The 16,246-nt window shown below is 65.3% G+C and carries 17 protein-coding genes and 1 pseudogene; 10 read left to right on the top strand and 8 right to left on the bottom strand.

Annotated elements, in window-relative coordinates:
- Positions 1 to 25 precede the first annotated feature (25 nt).
- Together IVA74_RS20985 and IVA74_RS20980 are read right to left on the bottom strand one after the other, a co-directional pair.
- On the bottom strand, positions 26 to 664 hold the full coding sequence (locus tag IVA74_RS20985; protein ID WP_247347785.1) for a PQQ-binding-like beta-propeller repeat protein: 639 nt from the start codon (positions 662 to 664) through the stop codon (positions 26 to 28).
- Positions 665 to 694: 30 nt separating this feature from the next.
- Positions 695 to 1,915: a helix-turn-helix domain-containing protein gene (locus tag IVA74_RS20980; RefSeq protein WP_247347784.1), complete on the bottom strand. Its 1,221-nt coding sequence runs from the start codon at positions 1,913 to 1,915 to the stop codon at positions 695 to 697.
- Positions 1,916 to 2,005: 90 nt separating this feature from the next.
- On the opposite strand from IVA74_RS20980, the gene IVA74_RS20975 reads away from it, so the two are divergent.
- Together IVA74_RS20975 and IVA74_RS20970 are read left to right on the top strand one after the other, a co-directional pair.
- Positions 2,006 to 2,800, top strand: a complete 795-nt coding sequence (locus IVA74_RS20975; RefSeq protein ID WP_247347783.1) for a DUF899 domain-containing protein — start codon at positions 2,006 to 2,008, stop codon at positions 2,798 to 2,800.
- Positions 2,797 to 3,048 (top strand): annotated as a pseudogene (locus IVA74_RS20970) (hypothetical protein); the annotation flags it as partial. The gene IVA74_RS20975 and the pseudogene IVA74_RS20970, both read left to right, overlap by 4 nt.
- Positions 3,049 to 3,202: 154 nt before the next feature.
- Here IVA74_RS20970 and IVA74_RS20965 read toward each other — a convergent pair.
- The 3 genes from IVA74_RS20965 to IVA74_RS20955 all read right to left on the bottom strand — a co-directional run bounded on the left by IVA74_RS20965 (position 3,203) and on the right by IVA74_RS20955 (position 4,989).
- Complete coding sequence (locus tag IVA74_RS20965; protein ID WP_247347782.1) at positions 3,203 to 3,535, bottom strand: GIY-YIG nuclease family protein; 333 nt, start codon at positions 3,533 to 3,535, stop codon at positions 3,203 to 3,205.
- A 215-nt stretch (positions 3,536 to 3,750) separates the two neighbouring features.
- Complete coding sequence (locus tag IVA74_RS20960; protein ID WP_247347875.1) at positions 3,751 to 4,167, bottom strand: c-type cytochrome; 417 nt, start codon at positions 4,165 to 4,167, stop codon at positions 3,751 to 3,753.
- Between the two features lie 114 nt (positions 4,168 to 4,281).
- The gene (locus IVA74_RS20955; RefSeq protein WP_247347781.1) at positions 4,282 to 4,989 is read right to left on the bottom strand and encodes a L,D-transpeptidase; all 708 of its coding nucleotides are present in this window, start codon (positions 4,987 to 4,989) and stop codon (positions 4,282 to 4,284) included.
- 273 nt (positions 4,990 to 5,262) lie between these two features.
- Here IVA74_RS20955 and IVA74_RS20950 point away from each other — a divergent pair, with 273 nt between their 5' ends.
- From IVA74_RS20950 to IVA74_RS20940, 3 genes are all read left to right on the top strand, one after another.
- Positions 5,263 to 6,315, top strand: coding sequence for a glycosyltransferase family 1 protein (locus tag IVA74_RS20950; RefSeq protein ID WP_247347780.1), 1,053 nt, complete (start codon positions 5,263 to 5,265; stop codon positions 6,313 to 6,315).
- 34 nt (positions 6,316 to 6,349) lie between these two features.
- The gene (locus IVA74_RS20945) at positions 6,350 to 7,039 is read left to right on the top strand and encodes a methyltransferase domain-containing protein (protein ID WP_247347779.1); all 690 of its coding nucleotides are present in this window, start codon (positions 6,350 to 6,352) and stop codon (positions 7,037 to 7,039) included.
- A gap of 237 nt (positions 7,040 to 7,276) precedes the next feature.
- Positions 7,277 to 7,936 (top strand): hypothetical protein, encoded by a 660-nt coding sequence (locus tag IVA74_RS20940; RefSeq protein ID WP_247347778.1) that lies wholly within the window; start codon positions 7,277 to 7,279, stop codon positions 7,934 to 7,936.
- A 107-nt stretch (positions 7,937 to 8,043) separates the two neighbouring features.
- On the opposite strand, the gene IVA74_RS20935 is transcribed toward IVA74_RS20940, so the two are convergent.
- Positions 8,044 to 9,708: an aminotransferase class III-fold pyridoxal phosphate-dependent enzyme gene (locus IVA74_RS20935; protein WP_247347777.1), complete on the bottom strand. Its 1,665-nt coding sequence runs from the start codon at positions 9,706 to 9,708 to the stop codon at positions 8,044 to 8,046.
- 35 nt (positions 9,709 to 9,743) lie between these two features.
- Here IVA74_RS20935 and asd point away from each other — a divergent pair, with 35 nt between their 5' ends.
- A complete protein-coding gene (gene asd / locus IVA74_RS20930) occupies positions 9,744 to 10,607 on the top strand; it encodes an archaetidylserine decarboxylase (protein ID WP_247347776.1) in 864 nt (287 codons plus the stop codon).
- Positions 10,608 to 10,674: 67 nt separating this feature from the next.
- Complete coding sequence (locus IVA74_RS20925; RefSeq protein WP_247347775.1) at positions 10,675 to 11,241, top strand: NUDIX hydrolase; 567 nt, start codon at positions 10,675 to 10,677, stop codon at positions 11,239 to 11,241.
- Between the two features lie 225 nt (positions 11,242 to 11,466).
- Here IVA74_RS20925 and IVA74_RS20920 read toward each other — a convergent pair whose 3' ends face one another.
- Together IVA74_RS20920 and IVA74_RS20915 are read right to left on the bottom strand one after the other, a co-directional pair.
- Complete coding sequence (locus IVA74_RS20920) at positions 11,467 to 12,918, bottom strand: FecR domain-containing protein (RefSeq protein WP_247347874.1); 1,452 nt, start codon at positions 12,916 to 12,918, stop codon at positions 11,467 to 11,469.
- Between the two features lie 322 nt (positions 12,919 to 13,240).
- Positions 13,241 to 14,032, bottom strand: a complete 792-nt coding sequence (locus IVA74_RS20915) for a DUF2147 domain-containing protein (RefSeq protein WP_247347774.1) — start codon at positions 14,030 to 14,032, stop codon at positions 13,241 to 13,243.
- Positions 14,033 to 14,267: 235 nt separating this feature from the next.
- On the opposite strand from IVA74_RS20915, the gene IVA74_RS20910 reads away from it, so the two are divergent.
- From IVA74_RS20910 to IVA74_RS40995, 3 genes are all read left to right on the top strand, one after another.
- Entirely contained in the window at positions 14,268 to 14,582 is a 315-nt protein-coding gene (locus IVA74_RS20910) for a DUF2147 domain-containing protein (RefSeq protein ID WP_247347773.1), read from the top strand.
- A 280-nt stretch (positions 14,583 to 14,862) separates the two neighbouring features.
- Complete coding sequence (locus IVA74_RS20905; RefSeq protein ID WP_247347772.1) at positions 14,863 to 16,053, top strand: extensin family protein; 1,191 nt, start codon at positions 14,863 to 14,865, stop codon at positions 16,051 to 16,053.
- 2 nt (positions 16,054 to 16,055) lie between these two features.
- Positions 16,056 to 16,190, top strand: a complete 135-nt coding sequence (locus IVA74_RS40995; protein WP_256467566.1) for a hypothetical protein — start codon at positions 16,056 to 16,058, stop codon at positions 16,188 to 16,190.
- Positions 16,191 to 16,246 lie beyond the last annotated feature (56 nt).

The raw sequence follows: 16,246 nt of genomic DNA, 5'->3' as shown, positions 1-16,246 counted from the left end.
TTGCCGCGCATTCGTTCGTGCGCACCTAGCTGCGCTTGGGACGGCGGACCGCTCTCACATTGCCGCGACTGCCGCCGCCGCAGAAGAAGCGGTCGCCGCCGTCGGACTCCAGTCCTGACACCATGGTCCCGGCGGGCAGGTCGAGCTGCTCCAGCACCTTGCCGGTCTCGGGGTCGATCCGTCTGATGTCGCTGTCCTCGCCTTCCCAGGTGCCGTGCCAGAATTCGCCGTCCACCCAGGTAACCCCGGTGACGAAGCGCTTGCTTTCGATGGTGCGGAGAACCTTGCCAGTCTGGGGATCCACCTGATGGATCTTGCGTTCCCGATATTGCCCGACCCAGAGCGAGCCTTCGGCCCAGGCCAATCCGGAATCGCCGCCGCCGCCAGGTGCGGGGATGGTGGCGAGCACCTTGCCGGTCGCAGCGTCAATCTTCTGGATGCGGTCCTCGGCGATCTGGAACAGGTGCCGGCCGTCGAACGCCGTTCCCGCATGCGCGGCGACATCGATGCAGCGGGCGATCTTGCCATTGGCCGGATCGACCGCGTTCAACCTGTCGCCGGACGCGAACCACATATGGGCGCCGTCATAGGTGACGCCGTGCACGGCTTCGACGCCCGCAAAGGGCCCGTATTCCCTGACGATCTCGGCGGCTGAACGCTTCATGTTGCTCGGTCCCTGTGGTGTGACCCCACCTTACGTCTTCAGAAGCGGTCCGGGGAGTAACAAGCCTGTCGGGAAACCCGGGACGGGCGGCGTCATCCAGCGCCGCGCCCGGCCGTGTCCGAAGGACTGCACCTTGTTCGACCGCGCCAGCTCTTCGAGGGCACGCTGCACGGTGCGCGCGCTCGTTCCCAGCGCCAGCGCGAGGGCCGAACTCGCCCAGGGCTCGCCGTCGGAGAGGAAGGCGAGCACAGTGGCGTGCTTTTCTTCGACGGGCCGTGCCAACACCAGAACTTGCCGCGTCTTGCGCGGTGTCAGCGCAAAACCGTGCCTGGTCGCGCTGACATCGGCGAGCGGCTTGAGCTGTGTGCGGAGCCGCCCGATCTCCACCCGCAACCGCGCGCGATGCGATTCATCGGCGTGCTTCGCCCGGAACGCGCCGGCGATCAGAGCCTCTCGCGAGACATCCGCGGGCCAGGCCTGCGCCAGGACGCGGGCGAGCGTGAACAGCACTGGCCGCCTTCCGAGCGGCACGACGATGCCTCGCCTGCGAACCGCGTGATGAAACGTATCCACCACGAGCGCCTCTGATGTCGCGAGGTCCTCGACCTCCTCGGGCAGCAATGGCCGTTCGTGCCCGCGCGTGATCAGGCGCGCTGCGGGCGTGTCGAGCACGAAGGTCGTGATCTCGACCTCGGCCGCAAGCGCGGGAATGCCGGCCTGCCGTGCTGCGCGCACCGCGCGACCGAGCGCCACGCGCGCGTCTTTCGTTCTGAGCCGCCTGAGGGCGATGCCGGCGATCACAAGCTCGCGGACGACCTGCGAAGCCGGGGGGAGCGGCGTGGTCTTGATCTCCGCCAGCGTGCGTTCGGCCTCCTCGAGGCGCCCGACGAGAAGAAGACGGCGCGCCTCGATGTGACCCGCATGGGCCGCGTTGGCGAGGTCACCGTGGCTTGCGAGCGTCGCCCGCGCGGCCGCGAGCGTCGTCGCCGGCCAGTTCAGGTCGCGCGAGACGAGCGCGATCTCGGCTTCCGCGACCACGCATCTTGCGCGCGCGACCGCCTCTTTCGGCCCGAAGGCGCGTGCGGCACTCCGCAGCAGCGTCTTCGCCTTCGCGAGATCGCCGAGCTGCGCCATCGCGATGCCGCGCAGCGCCAGCGAAGGTGCATCGTTGCGCAGCGCAACGCGGTTCAAGGCGCCGAGCGGATCGCCGGCTTCGAGCGCGCGCGCCGCGGCCGTGATCAGCGACTCCATTCGAATCCCGCCACACTTGTTACTCCCACTCCGCAACTGTCCGGTGCGAGAAATCGTTGACGGCCGACAATGTGCGGAAACAGGAGAGCCATGATGACATCAGCAGAAAACGCAGGAACTAACAGACAGGCTGCCATGCAAACACCGCCGGTGGTGTCGCCGCAGGACTGGGAGGCCGCCCGTCAGCAACTGCTCGTGAAGGAAAAGGCGCATACCCGTGCCCGCGACGCCCTGGCCGCCGAACGCCGGCGCATGCCGTGGATGGAAGTCACCAATACCTATGCGTTCGAGGGGCCCGGCGGCAAGGTCAGTCTGCCCGACCTTTTCCAGGGCCGGCGGCAGCTGATCGTCTACCGCGCCTTCTTCGAACCTGGCGTGTTCGGCTGGCCCGATCATGCCTGCCGCGGCTGCTCCATGGTGGCCGACCAGGTCGCCCATGTCGCGCATCTGAACGCCCGCGACACCACGCTGGTGTTCGCCTCGCGCGCGCCGCAGGCCGATATCGCACGGCTGAAGAAGCGGATGGGCTGGACCATGCCATGGGTCACCATCACCGACAGTTTCGATGCCGATTTCGGCGTGGACGAATGGCACGGCACGAACGTGTTCTACCGCGACGGCGACCGCATCTTCCGCACCTACTTCGTCAAGAGCCGTGGCGACGAGCAGATGGGCGGCACCTGGAACTATCTCGACATCACGCCGCTGGGACGGCAGGAGGTCTGGGAGGATTCGCCGAAAGGCTATCCCCAGACGCCGACCTACAAATGGTGGAACTGGCATGACAGCTACACCGAAGGTGCGGCGCCCGACAAGAAATGGGTCGAGATCTCGGCCGCCGGCGAGAAGGCTTTTCGCGAGGAGGCCGCAGGCGAAAGGAAATGACCCATCCCGTCAGCGCGGTCCCCAGTGCAAGCCGTGACCGCGTCGTGGCCGCGCGTCACCTCGCCAGATGGCTGGGGCTGGCGGCCACGCCCACCTTCGCGATCATGGCCGTGCTGACGGCCGTGCTCGGCGGCGGCTCGGCGGACATGCTGTGCGCCGCCGGACACGAATCTTTGCTGGGCGGGATGGTGCCGATGTATCTGCTGATGAGCGCGTTTCATTCGGCGGCATGGCTGAGGCTGATCTCGGGTGGGCCGATAGGCGCTGTCTCACATCGTGCCCGCCTCGCCCTTCGAGACGCCGCTGGCGCGGCTCCTCAGGATGAGGCTCAACTGGCCTCTCGCGAGTTGCGGCAAGCATTTGTGGAAGTTTCTTTTCAACCCGGAGCTGCGCACTCCGCCCTCATCCTGAGGAGCCCGCCGCAGGCGGGCGCCTCGAAGGATGATGAGATCCGCGCTTCGCTAGCTCATGCAGCTCGGAAAAATCGCCGCGCATGAAGGCTTCCTTCTTGGCGCGGCTCCATTTCTTGAGTTTGCGCTCGCACTCGATCGCGTCGGTGATCCTGTCGAACCATCGGGAGAAGGCCAGCGTCACCGGTCTGCGTGACTTCGTATAGCCGCCGAATGTGCCGGCGTTGTGCTGCGCGATTCTGATCTCAAGCTCAGTGCGCGTCGTTCCGATGTAGTAGCTGCCATCGGCACATGCGAGAATGTAGAGGTACGCGCCATCGGTCATCGTGCCCGCCTCGTCCTTCGAGACGCGCGCAAGAGCGCGCTCCTCAGGATGAGGCTAACTGGCATCCGTGACATGGTGCAAGGGACAAGTGGTGGTTGACCCGGCTGAGCCGCAAGTACAGTCCTCATCCTGAGGAGCCCGCCGCAGGCGGGCGTCTCGAAGCATGGCCACGATCACCGAATCCAAACGAAGCGGCCCCTGCATCGCGGGGCTGGTTACTGCGAAGCCGCCTGCAAATAACCAACCACCTTCGCCGCTTCCTCCGCCGAGACGCCGCCATAGGGCTGCATCTTGTTGCCGGACACGACCTCGTCCGGCTTGACCATGAAGCGGGTGAGCTTGTCCTGGTCCCAGACGAAGCCGGCTTCTTTCATCGACGGAGAATAGTTGTAGTTCGACAGCGAGCCGGCCTTGCGTCCGACGATTTTATTGAGGTTGGGACCCAGACGATTGTCGCCCTCTTTCACCGAGTGGCAGGTGCGGCAGGAATTGTTGAAGGCCTGCCGGGCTGCGTCGTCGCTGTCCGGCTGCTGTGCCAGCGAGACGGGCGCGGTCAGCAGCAGCGTCAATGCGCCGGCGCGGCTCATCGTGCGCAGCCATGTGCCCGGCGTCGTTTGCGGGCGTGATTGCATTTGCGCCTCCATCGGGGAATCGCGCCGCAGCACGCGCGCGCATCGGGATGCCGAGGGCAAACGAAAACGGCCCCGGTGGGTTCCGGGGCCGTTTGCGTCACAATGTCCTGCCGCTTACCGCGTCGCGGCTCCGAGGTCGGCGCGGCGTTCCGTCATCGGCAGCACGATCACCTTGGTGCCGACGTTGACGCGGGAGTAGAGGTCCGCGACGTCGTCATTGGTCAGGCGGATGCACCCGGAAGACACGTGCTTGCCGATGGTGTCGGGCGCGTTGGTGCCGTGGATGCGGTAGATGGTGCCGCCGAGATACATGGCGCGGGCGCCGAGCGGATTGCCGGGGCCGCCGGCCATGTGGCGCGGCAGATAGGGCTGGCGCTGGATCATCTCCGGCGGTGGGGTCCAATCCGGCCACTCGGCCTTCTTGGTCACCGACTGGGTGCCGGACCAGGTGAAGCCGTCACGGCCGACGCCGATGCCGTAGCGCATCGCCTGCCCGTTGCCGAGCACGAGATAGAGATAGGTGTTGGGCGTATCGATGATGATGGTGCCCGGCGCCTCACGCGTCGCATAGGAGACCGTCTGGCGACGGAACCGCGCCGGCGTTTCGACAGCGTCCCGATCTTCGGACGGCGCGGCCTGATAGGGCGTGGCTTGATAAGGCTGGTATGGCTGCGGCGCTGCGATCGTCGGCAACGGCTGGAAGAAGGGGAAGAGCTGCACGGGCGCGGCCTTGGCCGGGCCGGCGAACGCGATCGCGGTCACAGCCACTGCGCCAAAAGCAACGGCGCGCGAATAAGTCTTCAACATGTCCAGATTGATCATTGGTCGCCCCTGTTTGCGCGGTGTTCTTAGTCACCCCGGCACCGTTTCGGTGCTCTGTTGCGTAGATCACTAACGGCAAGAAGTTTCGGGACGTTTGCGCGGAAAACCGAAAACGGTTTCATGGCGGAAAGGATTGTTTCATGACGGTTTCGTGGCTGCGCGGACCCGTTAACGAACAAAACAGCGGGCCGACATTTCTATGGCGTCACACGCCTGAAATATCCGTGGTTGATGGTCCTAAGCCGAGAATCATCAAACTCTCGGGATTTCCCCATGCGGGTATTAATCGCGACTGACGCCTGGCATCCGCAGGTTAACGGTGTGGTCCGGACGCTGACCTCGCTGGCTGGTGCCGCCAAGGCACTGGATGTCGAGATCGACTTCGTCACGCCGGACGGCTTTCGATCGTGGCCGCTGCCGACCTATCCGGGGCTGCGCATTGCCCTGCCGAGCGGCAAAGAGATCGCGCGGCGGATCGAGAAGGCGGCGCCCGAGGCGCTGCACATCGCGACCGAAGGGCCGATCGGCTGGGCGACGCGGGCCTATTGCCGTCGCAACCGGCTCGCCTTCACGACCTCCTACACCACGCGTTTTCCGGAATACGTCTCGGTGCGGACCGGCATCCCCGCCGCCGTCGGCTATGCCGTTCTGCGCCACTTCCACGATGCCGCCGCCATGACCATGGTGGCGACGCCCTCGCTGCGGCAGGAGCTCTCCGAGCGCGGCTTCAAGCGGCTCGGCTTCTGGACGCGCGGCGTCAACACCAAGCTGTTTCATCCCGACTCGCCGGCAAAGCTCGATCTGCCCGGACCGATCTTCATGACGATGGGCCGCGTGGCGGTGGAGAAGAATCTCGAGGCTTTCCTCTCGCTCGACCTGCCCGGCACCAAGGTCGTCGTCGGCGACGGCCCGCAGAAGGCCGCACTTGAAAAGAAGTACCCCGATGTCGTCTTCCTCGGCGAGAAGAAGGGCGCCGATCTCAGCGCGCATCTTGCCGCCGCCGACGTGTTCGTGTTTCCGAGCCTGACCGATACGTTCGGCGTGGTGCAGCTCGAAGCGCTCGCCTGCGGCACGCCGGTTGCGGCGTTTCCGGTGACGGGTCCGAAGGATGTCATCGCCGATCATCCGATCGGCGCGATCGATCACGATCTGCGTACCGCGTGCCTGCGCGCGCTCACCATGTCGCGCCAGACCTGTCGTCATTTCGCGCTGGAGCGTTCCTGGGAAAACAGCGCGCGCCAGTTCGTCGGCAACCTCACTTCACTTCAGCCCAGCCGTGCCTTGCGGGCCTCGCCGGTCATGGCGCGGCGGCCGGTGCGCGGCTGATCTCAACCGTTCGACCACAGCGAGAACCCCATCGATGGCTAAGATCATGAACCTTGACGGCACCCAGCAGCTCGACCTCACCCGTGGTACGGTCGAGCAGGCGTATGACCGCTGGGCGCCGGTCTACGACCTCGTGTTCGGAGGCGTGTTCGCCAAGGGTCGGCAGGCCGCGATCGCGGCCACCAACAAGATCGGCGGCCGCGTGCTCGAGGTCGGCGTCGGCACCGGAATCTCGCTGCCGCTCTACGCGCCGCATCTGCGCATCTTCGGCACCGACATTTCGGAAGCGATGCTCGACAAGGCGCGCCAGCGCGTCGTCGAGGGCAAGCTGGGGAACGTCGAAGGCCTCGCGGTGATGGATGCCGAGAAGCTCGAATTCCCCGACAATTCCTTCGACGTCGTGATGGCCCAGTATGTCGTCACGGCCGTGCCGAATCCGGAAGTCGCGCTCGACGAATTCGCCCGCGTGCTGCGTCCGGGCGGCGAGCTGATCATCCTCACCCGCGTCAGCGCCGATACCGGCATGCGCCGCTTCATCGAGCAGAAGCTCCAGCCGGTGGTGCGTCCGCTCGGCTTCCGCACCGCCGAATTCGCCTGGTCGCGCTACGCCAAGTGGCTGGCCGGTGCCGACGGCATCGAGCTTGCCGAGCGCCGCCTGATTCCGCCGCTCGGTCATTTCTCGCTGGTGCGCTTCCGCAAGATCGACGTCGCCAAGGCGGCTTGACTGCCGCTCCTCATGGTGAGGAGGCGCGCAAGCGCCGTCTCGAACCATGAAGGCCCACGCTGCTGCACTCGGGCCTTCATCCTTCGAGACGCGCGTTCCGCGCTCCTCAGGATGAGGGGAGAAAGTAACCGTGCGTCATCGCGCCGCTGCACATCGTCACATGACAAAATGATGATGTCACACCGCCTACACCGAATCCCTGTAAATCCTGAACCCGAAAGCATTTTGGGGGAGAGCATGATCAAGAATTATCTCGAGCAGCTGCGGATCCAGCGCTGGGACGACCATCGCTACTATCACCACAGCCGCATCAATCAGAGCCTGCACTTCGTCAGCGCGCTGAGCTTTCTGTTCGCCTATGTCTGGCTGTTCGTCGACCCCATGATCTCCGCGCTGGTCGGCTGGCTGGTGTCGATGACCTCGCGCCAGGCCGGTCACTTCTTCTTCGAGCCGCACGGCTACGACCAGCTCAACCAGGCGACGCACGAGCACAAGGAAGAGATCAAGGTCGGCTACAACCTTCGGCGCAAGGTGGTGCTGATGTCGATCTGGGCGCTGTCGCCGGCGGTGTTGTTGGTCGATCCCACGCTGTTCGGACTGTTCACGCCCTGGGCAGGCGCGACCGACTTCATGCGGCAGGTGGCCAAGATCTGGCTCGTGGTCGGCGGCGGCGGTCTCATGTTCCGCACCGTGCACCTGTTCTTCATCCGCGACGTCGAGACCGGCCTCGTCTGGATGACCAAGATCCTGACCGACCCCTTCCACGATTTGATGCTCTACCGCAACGCGCCGCTGGCGCTGCTGCGCGGCGAGTTGATGGACCCCGGCCTGCATCTCAACCCCGAGCACACGCTGGGCCTCATCGGCGAGACCACGCTCGAAGAGCAGCGCGCCTGAGCACGCCGCGCAGATCCAGCATTCCGATGTCTGATGGTTGCGTCATGCCTGGGCTTGTCCCGGGCATCCACGTCTGGAGGGAGGCGACAGCGGTGTTTGCGTCGGCCTCAGCGCCCGAGGCGCTTGGCCAGCATCTCTTTCAGGATCTGTCGCTTGATGCTTTTGTTGGTGAGCACACCATCGTGCCACCAGAAGCCATCGGCTCTCATCTTTTCGGCGGCGCGGACGAAGCGCTCGGCGACTTCGGTGAAGTCGGCGTCGGTGTAGTTCAGGCTGAAGATCAGCCGTCCGGTGCCGACCCAGCTCAAGGACAGGCCTTCCGCGCGCAGGTAGTATTGCAGCATCCAATTGTAGCGGGACGGCGTGGTGTACTTCACCGTCCAGATCGACGAGAAGTTTGCGAACCGTACCGGAAGGTCAGCATCGGTCATCGTCCGGTTGAGCTTTTGCGCGCGGCCGTTCCAGGTCTCTTCCAATCCGTCATAGACGGCGCGGAAGTTCGGGCTGGCGAGCCGGCTCAGAAACTCGTCCATCGCCGTCATGACGTAGGGGTGGGAGTTGAAGGTGCCGCGGGCGAAGCAGACGTCGGCGGGACGATCGTCACGGAAGCGGCGCATCAATTCCTTCTTGCCGCAGACGACGCCGACCGGCAGGCCGCCGGCAAGGCTCTTGCCGTAGGTCACCATGTCGGCACGCACGCCGAAATACTCCTGGGCGCCGCCTGCGGCGAGACGGAAACCGACGAAGACCTCGTCGAGGATCAGAACGATGCCGCGTTCGGTGCAGACCTCGCGCAGCTTCTTCAGCCATTCGGTGTAGGCGGCGCGATCGAAACTGCCGCCGCGGGACGAGTCCACCAGCGCGGAATCGCCGGGCGCGCTGGCATTTGGATGGAGCCCCTGCAGCGGGTTGACCAGCACGCAGGCAATGTCTTTGCGCGACCGCAATACGTGCAGCGTCTTCTCCGACATCTCGGCGAGGGTGTAGGTCTCGTGCGCGGCGATCGGATTGCCGACGCCGGGCTGCACGTCGCCCCACCAGCCGTGATAGGCGCCGGCGAAACGAACCAGATGCGTGCGCTTGGTGTGGTAGCGCGCAAGCCGGACCGCCTGCATCACGGCTTCGGTGCCGGACATGTGGAACGAGACTTCGTCGAGGCCGGAGATCTGGCAGAGCCGCTGCACGTTCTCGAGGATGACGGGATGGTAGGGGCCGAGCACCGGGCCGAGCGCATGCGCGCGCTTCTCGGAGCCCTCGATGCACTCCTTGTAGAAGTCGTTGCCGAAGATGTTGACGCCGTAGGACCCCGTGAGGTCGTAGGAGGTGTTGCCATCGACATCCGTAACGGTGACGCCGATCGAGGACTCCAAGAAGGTCGAGGTGCCCAGATGCTCGCGGACGAGACGCGAGAAGGGGAACGGCACGCGGTAGGTCTCGGTGAAGTGCAGGTCGGAGATTGTCTCCGCCGCTTCCTTTGTCATCGCGCGGCCCTTGGGGTAGCGCTCCGCGTAGAGGGCGGCGAGACGGAAGAAGGCGTCCTTGCGCTGCGTTGCGACGTTTGCCGGCGCGCCATCGCAGGCGAAGTACGCATCGCCTTCGAATTCGTAGAACGGGACCAGCTTCGCCACCCGGCGCGACATCTTGGAATGCCCGGAGAGCGAGCGATGCTTGGCGCGGGACAGCTCCAGGCGCGCTTTAAGCGTCGGGAAGGCGGCGGCAGCGGACGCTGCGGCGGCCACGGACAAAGAGAGAATCGGGAGTGTCGTTTCCATGACAACAAGCGCTAATACTGCGAGCTGACAGATTCATGACAGTTAAAGCCCTCATCGCTTCATTCACCCAGCAGGAAGACCTCAACTTCCTGTTGACCAACCGCATCCCCCGCGCGGCCCTGACCCGCTTCATGGGCTGGTTCTCCAAGATCGAGAGTCCGCTTGTCCGGGACTTCTCGATCGCACTGTGGAAGCTGTTCTCCGACCTCGATCTGTCGGAGGCGCGCAAGACCCATTTCAGGAGCCTGCACGATTGCTTTACCCGGGAGCTCAAGCCCGGCTTGCGGCCGTTCGATCCCGATCCTGCGATCGTCGCCAGCCCGTCCGACGGCATCGTCGGCGCCCATGGCCGGATCGCCGACACCGAGCTGTTCCAGGTCAAGGGCGCGCCTTACTCGCTGCTCGATCTGCTCGGCGATTCCGCGCTGGTGGACCAGCACCGCAACGGCTCGTTCGTCACGCTGCGGCTGACCTCGAGCATGTATCACCGCTTCCACGCGCCTTGTGACGCATATATCGAGCGCGTCACGCTGATCCATGGCGACGTCTGGAACGTCAACCCGATCGCGCTCAAGCGCGTCGAGCGCCTGTTCTGCAAGAATGAGCGCGCGGTGATCCGCACGCATTTGCCAACCGGCGAAGCCGTGACGCTGGTGCCGGTTGCCGCGATCCTGGTCGCGAGCATCCGTCTGCATTTCCTCGACATGGTGCTGAATGCGCAGACCAGAGGGCCGGTCAATTTTCCCTGCGACGTCAACGTGAGCAAGGGCGAGGAACTCGGCTGGTTCGAACACGGTTCGACCATCATCATGCTTGCGCCCGGCGATTTCACGTTCTGCGACGACATCGCCGAAGGTACGCGCATCCGGGCGGGTCAAGCGCTGCTGAGAAAAAACTAGCCTTCAATCCGCCGCGTCGGCCGCCTATATCGTTCGCGGGGAGGTTTCTACGACTACGGATTCGGTGATGGCACGGGCGCCGGTCATGGCGGCGGGGGGTATTGTGCTGCGGCGTGGTGCGCCGCCGCTGATTGCCGTCGTGCGCCAGCGCAAGCGCAACGAATGGGTTCTGCCCAAGGGCAAGCTCGACGACGGCGAGACGCCGAAGCAAGCCGCGCATCGCGAGGTCCTGGAAGAGACCGGCCACGACGTCGCTATCCGCGAGTTTTTGGGCACGCTCGTCTACCAGTCCGGTGGTCGCTCCAAGGTCGTGCATTTCTGGCGCATGGAGGTCGAGGGCGGTCCCGTCCGCAAGCTGATGAACGACATCAAGGCGATCGATTGGCTGACGCTGGAAGACGCGCTTGCGCGCCTGTCGCGCGAATATGAGCGCGCGTTCCTGGTACAAGTCGGCCCGATCGCACTCGCATCGGCCGGGCTTGCGCCGGCCGATGCGGAGCCGACGCCGCCGTTGGCAAACGGCGATGTCGACGCCGCGATGCAGACCCGGACACCGGTAGAAGCCGCCTCCATCGCCGGACTGCGTCATGGCCTGTTGCAGAAGGTACGAGCGTGGTTGCGCGGCGAGGCATGAGTTCTCATCGTGCCGCGCTTGCGGGCGCGTAAGCATCCGCGGGCTGATACGGTTGGGGAGAGCGCACCAGCTCTCTGACGGAGAGGAGGGAGGCTGATTGCGCTCGACGTCAATCCTCATGGTGAGGAGCGCGCATCGCGCGCGTCTCGAACCACGAGGCCCAACTGTGGCCTCGCCCTTCGAGACGCTTGCTTCGCAAGCACCTCAGGGTGAGGGGCGGCACAATCACCGCCGCTCCTTCTCCTTCGGAGCGGGCGCCGGTTTGCGTGGCGCTCCGGGTCGTTGTGCGCCCGGCAGGCGTTGCTGGAATCCGCCCGGGCGCTGCAGGCCTGGCTGTTGACCGGCGGGCGGCTGCCCCGGCTGCATGCCGGTGCGTGGCAGTTGCAGCTGCTGGCCGGGCTGCTGCTGTGTCCCGCCCGGCGGCGGCGCGACTCCTCCGGGCTGAGTTTGAATTTGTCCACCGCGCTGCGGCTGGGTTTGCGGCGCGCCGTTAGGCTGCGTGCCTTGCCCGCTGCGTGGCGCACCTACCGGACGTCCCGCGCCTTGCTTCTGGCCTTGCTGTTGCTGACCCTGACCCGCGCGCGGCGTGCCCGGCTGCACGGCGCCACCTTGGCCTTGCCCTTGGCCCTGCCGCTGCGGTGGCTGGGCGCCTTGACGGTTCGGTGCGCCCGGCTGCTGCTGGCCTGGACGGTTGTTCTGACCGGGCTGGCCGTTCGGCCGCTGCGGCTGTTGTCCGGGCGCCGTGTTCGGCCGCAATTGCTGCTGTTGCGGCGGCTGGAACGGACGCGGGATGCGCGGGCTCGCGGTCGGATTGGCGCGGCGGAAGTCGCGCTGCTCGATGACGATCTGCCGGCCCGTGGTCTGCGCCAGATGCACCTGGCTGACGAAGCCGCGGTCGCGCGCGATCTGCTGTGGCGCGATCGTGATCGGCACCGCGGCAAAGCGCATGACGCCAGCAGCGGCTGTGCCCGGTCGGATCGCAAAACCGCTCGATCCTTGCGTCAGTGCGCCGAGCCGCGTCCCGCTCGTGCGGTCGTCGACATCGATGTGTCCGACCCGGCCGTCGGCGTCGGGATAGAGCTTGATGTTGACATTGTTGGCGTTGTTCGCGGCCGCGCCTTCCGGCACGTCGATGACGCCGGTGGTGCCGCGGATGCCGAGCGTCGCCGTCGGCGTCGTGATCTTCATGTCGCCGGTCTTTGCCACCGCCGCAGCGACGAACGCGACGGTGCCCTTGCCGATGTCGAAGGCGCCTGCGTTCTGCTTGCCGCCGTCCTCATAGACGTAAGTGTCGATGGTGATTTTGGCGCTGGCCGACAGATTGAATGTGGTCGCGTCGTTGAAGGTAATGCCGAGCGAGGAGTTGGACGAAGTCTGCACGACGTCGTTGAGATAGATGTCGTCTCGCACCCGCAGCGGGTAGGAATTCCTGTCGCGGATCACGGTCGCGATGCCTGTCACCGTCGCGACGTTGCCGATCGGCTCGACGGCGGCGGACTGCGCATCCGTCGCGGGAGCGGGTGAAGCTGAGGGCGTCGGAGAGGGGGCGGGCGTCGGTTGTGCTTGCGGCTGCGCCTGCGCAAGCTCGATCGCATCGGATGCGAACGCAACACTTGCACAGGCCGGTGGCAACGCCAGCAGCACAAGCGCGAACACGAGGCGGCGCCAAGCCACGATAAAAGTCACGAAGAGGTCCCGGTGAGAAACGCGAGGCGAGATCGACCGATATCAGCCTGATACAGCTGAACGGCGGATGAATGTCTATCGCACGGGAGCGGTGAACGTTCAAATGCAACTCTTTCCCCTCATGGTGAGGAGCGCGCTCTTGCGCGCGTCTCGAACCATGCCGGCCCGGCTCTCGATCCCGGGCCTCGCCCTTCGAGACGCCTGCTTCGCAGGCTCCTCAGGGTGAGGGGATAAAGTGAAGCTGTCGCGCGAGATCCCGGGTCGATGCTTTGCATCGCCCGGGATGACGATAGTATAGGACGACGGTGGTGCGTCAGCTCACGCGCTTCCAGGTCTGGCCGCCGCAGAACATGCCGCCGAAGGCGCAACCCTGCACGCGCATTGCATTCGGGCCTTTCATCGCGATGGTCGAATCGTAGTTCTTGCCGGAGTCGGGGTCGTGGATGCGGCCGCTCCACTTCGCGCCCTCGGGCTTCATGTTGATCAGGATGCGCTCGTTGGTCTTCGCGGCGTAGCCGCAGAGATTGGCGCCGCACTGTTCGACGCGGACATTGCCCTTGTTCTCTTCGGTGGCCCAGACGCCGATCGGCGTGTTGGCGGCCAGCGCAGGCGCGGCGGCAACCGGAGCCGGCGCAACCGCGACCGGCGCGGGGGCGGCAGCGGGAGCAGGAGTCGCAACGGGCGCAGTCTGCGTCGTGGTGTCGTAGCCGGCGGCCGGGGCAGCGGAAACCGTCGTTGCCGGAGCGGCGATAGTTGGAGCCGCCGGTGCGGTCGCCTGTACCGGGGCCTGCTGCGCGGGCTGTTGCTGCTCCGGAGTCGGCGCGGGCTGCGCGGTCGTGGCCGGAGCCGGTGTGGTGTCGATGTCATCGTCCTTCGAGCCAAAGTCTTTGGAGCCAAGGCCCTTGAGATTGATGTTGTTCAGCTTGATCGGCTTGTCCGACAGGCCCGGCGCGACGATGGTCACGCAGTTGAGCGAGGCGCAGTTGCGCGGCGTCTCGATGCGGATGTGCTGGCCTTCGATCTGGAACGAGAGCGAATTGCCGGCATGCGCGGCGGCGGTCGAAGCGAGGAAGAGGGCAGTGGCGGCGATGGTGAGCTTGTTCATGACAACCTCCGAAAAATGTGTGGTCCCGATAGGACTGAAGTCACCCGTGGATGAAGCGTGGTTCGACCCTACGCCGGGCCGATCGAGCGTTCTGTGATAGACGTCACAACGGCTCGCCGCCGCTGGGTGAGGCAGCGCACATTCAGCCGCGATTCCATCTGCGTAACGTCTCGGGACACAGAGGGAGGCGCCGATGATGCGGCTTGTGACTTCGCTTGGCAAATTGATCGCGCTGATGGCGCTCACTGAAGCGTCGACCAGGGGCGAGAGCGTGCTCGTCAATATGAAGCCAAAAACGCACGACGTCTGGACCGGCAACATCTACAGCCGCTCCAGCGGCAGCACCTATTATGCGACGATGACGCTGAAGAGCTCCGGCAAGTTCCACGTCGAAGCCTGCCAAGTTCCACGTCGAAGCCTGCGCACTCGGCCACTTCTGGTGTTCCGGAAACGACCGGAGGCGAGCCGAAGAGCAGCCGGAGAAAATGATCACAATGTCGCGGCAGTGGAGCGCGCGGTCGTAAGGGAAGCGTTCGATACCGCCGATTGAAGCCGCTAGATCATGCCGAGCACGATGGCGCCGACGAAGGCGATGGCGAGGTACGCGGTGATAACGCTCAGTCTCCCGGCGAACGTCATGAGGTCGCTCCCGCTGTCGCGCCGCCCTGCGCGAGAGCGTCATGGTTAACAGAGAGTCTCTTTCCGAAAAAGCCAGCCTTGCTGTCGCTCGTCACCGGCAGGCGCGCCTGCGAGCGCGGGCCGGCATGGTTAAAGAAGACTGAAATCAACACGTTGAAGAGTCTTTAAGTAAATTCACCGAACGTGCGTGCATGACGCGCGGAGTTCGTTTGTATCTCGTCGGCTCCATCGTCCTTGTTTCGCTAGCGGGTTGCGGACGCGGCTTCTTCCAGGCCGAACGTGAACCGTGGCGGGCCGAGGCCGAAGCCGCATGCCTGAAATCAGGCGCGGTGAAAGAGGGGCCGGATCTCGTCCGCATCGACCCGATCTCCGGGCCGGGGATGTGCGGCGCGGAGTTTCCGCTCAAGGTCGCCGCCCTCGGCGAAGGCTCGAGCAGCTACGGCTTTGCCGATGAGGAACTGCGTCCGCCCGGGAGCGTCGGCAACCAGCCGCGCTGGCCGGTGACGCAGCCGCGATCGAATTACCCGCAAGGCCAGAACTATCCGCAACGCTCAAACTATCCCGAGAGCGCGGTGCGGCAGCCTTCCGGCTATGGCGCCTCGCCTGGTCCAATGCCTCTGAATGCACCCGGCGTGGCGCAGCAGGAGGACGAGATCGACCTGCCGCCCGAGGGCACCGATGCATCGGGCGCCGCGCGCTACATGAATGCACCAAGCTATCCGGCGCGGCCGGCGCCGTATTCGCAGGCGCCCGCGCAGCAGCCGCTGCCGCGTCTTGGTCCGGCGCAGGGCAATCCCGTCACCGCCGTCGGCCCCGTCGCCGTGAAGCCGACCGCGACGCTGGCCTGTCCGATCGTCTCCGAGCTCGACCGTTGGCTTGCCGATACCGTGCAGCCCTCGGCAATGCGCTGGTTTGGCGCTCGCGTCGCCGAGATCAAGCAGATCTCCGCCTATTCCTGCCGCGGCATGAACGGCAATTCGCACGCCCACATCTCCGAGCACGCGTTCGGCAATGCGCTCGACATCGCAGCGTTCGTGCTCGCCGACGGCCGCCGCGTCACCGTGAAGGATGGTTGGCGCGGGATGCCGGAAGAGCAGGGATTTTTGCGTGACGTGCAGTCCGGCGCGTGCGCGCATTTCACCACGGTGTTGGCGCCGGGATCGAACGTCTATCACTACGATCACATCCACGTCGATCTGATGCGCCGTGCCAGCCGTCGCCTGATCTGCCAGCCCGCCGCCGTCTCCGGCGAAGAGGTTGCCGCGCGAGCGGGCCGGCGCAATCCTTATGCGAATGCGCGCGATCCCTCCGTGACCGGCTCGCTCGGTGCGCGTAAGAGCGCCGCGCACAAGCGCGAAGAAGACGAGTATGCGGACGACTAGAAATGTCCGCTGATATCGTCCGCTATCTCACCCACCCGCAGGTGCAAATCGACCCCGCGGTGCCGGTGCCACAATGGAGCCTCAGTCCGATCGGCCGAACGCGCACCGGGGGGCTTGCGAATGCGAGCTGGCTCTGAAGCACCACGCAGATCGTCTCCAGCGGCGAGCGCAAGGCGATCGAGACCGCCGAGAT

It is taken from the genome of Bradyrhizobium sp. 132 (assembly GCF_023074185.1).
GTDB lineage: Bacteria > Pseudomonadota > Alphaproteobacteria > Rhizobiales > Xanthobacteraceae > Bradyrhizobium.
The sequence above is the reverse complement of the archived record's forward strand: the minus strand, read 5'-3'. Positions and strand labels throughout refer to the sequence as shown.

Coding starts and splice junctions, on each gene's coding strand:
- IVA74_RS20985 (WP_247347785.1), bottom strand. CDS start 664: ATGAAGCGTTCAGCCGCCGAGATCGTCAGGGAATACGGGCCCTTTGCG.
- IVA74_RS20980 (WP_247347784.1), bottom strand. CDS start 1,915: ATGGAGTCGCTGATCACGGCCGCGGCGCGCGCGCTCGAAGCCGGCGAT.
- IVA74_RS20975 (WP_247347783.1), top strand. CDS start 2,006: ATGATGACATCAGCAGAAAACGCAGGAACTAACAGACAGGCTGCCATG.
- IVA74_RS20965 (WP_247347782.1), bottom strand. CDS start 3,535: ATGACCGATGGCGCGTACCTCTACATTCTCGCATGTGCCGATGGCAGC.
- IVA74_RS20960 (WP_247347875.1), bottom strand. CDS start 4,167: ATGCAATCACGCCCGCAAACGACGCCGGGCACATGGCTGCGCACGATG.
- IVA74_RS20955 (WP_247347781.1), bottom strand. CDS start 4,989: ATGATCAATCTGGACATGTTGAAGACTTATTCGCGCGCCGTTGCTTTT.
- IVA74_RS20950 (WP_247347780.1), top strand. CDS start 5,263: ATGCGGGTATTAATCGCGACTGACGCCTGGCATCCGCAGGTTAACGGT.
- IVA74_RS20945 (WP_247347779.1), top strand. CDS start 6,350: ATGGCTAAGATCATGAACCTTGACGGCACCCAGCAGCTCGACCTCACC.
- IVA74_RS20940 (WP_247347778.1), top strand. CDS start 7,277: ATGATCAAGAATTATCTCGAGCAGCTGCGGATCCAGCGCTGGGACGAC.
- IVA74_RS20935 (WP_247347777.1), bottom strand. CDS start 9,708: ATGGAAACGACACTCCCGATTCTCTCTTTGTCCGTGGCCGCCGCAGCG.
- asd (WP_247347776.1), top strand. CDS start 9,744: ATGACAGTTAAAGCCCTCATCGCTTCATTCACCCAGCAGGAAGACCTC.
- IVA74_RS20925 (WP_247347775.1), top strand. CDS start 10,675: ATGGCACGGGCGCCGGTCATGGCGGCGGGGGGTATTGTGCTGCGGCGT.
- IVA74_RS20915 (WP_247347774.1), bottom strand. CDS start 14,032: ATGAACAAGCTCACCATCGCCGCCACTGCCCTCTTCCTCGCTTCGACC.
- IVA74_RS20910 (WP_247347773.1), top strand. CDS start 14,268: ATGGCGCTCACTGAAGCGTCGACCAGGGGCGAGAGCGTGCTCGTCAAT.
- IVA74_RS20905 (WP_247347772.1), top strand. CDS start 14,863: ATGACGCGCGGAGTTCGTTTGTATCTCGTCGGCTCCATCGTCCTTGTT.
- IVA74_RS40995 (WP_256467566.1), top strand. CDS start 16,056: ATGTCCGCTGATATCGTCCGCTATCTCACCCACCCGCAGGTGCAAATC.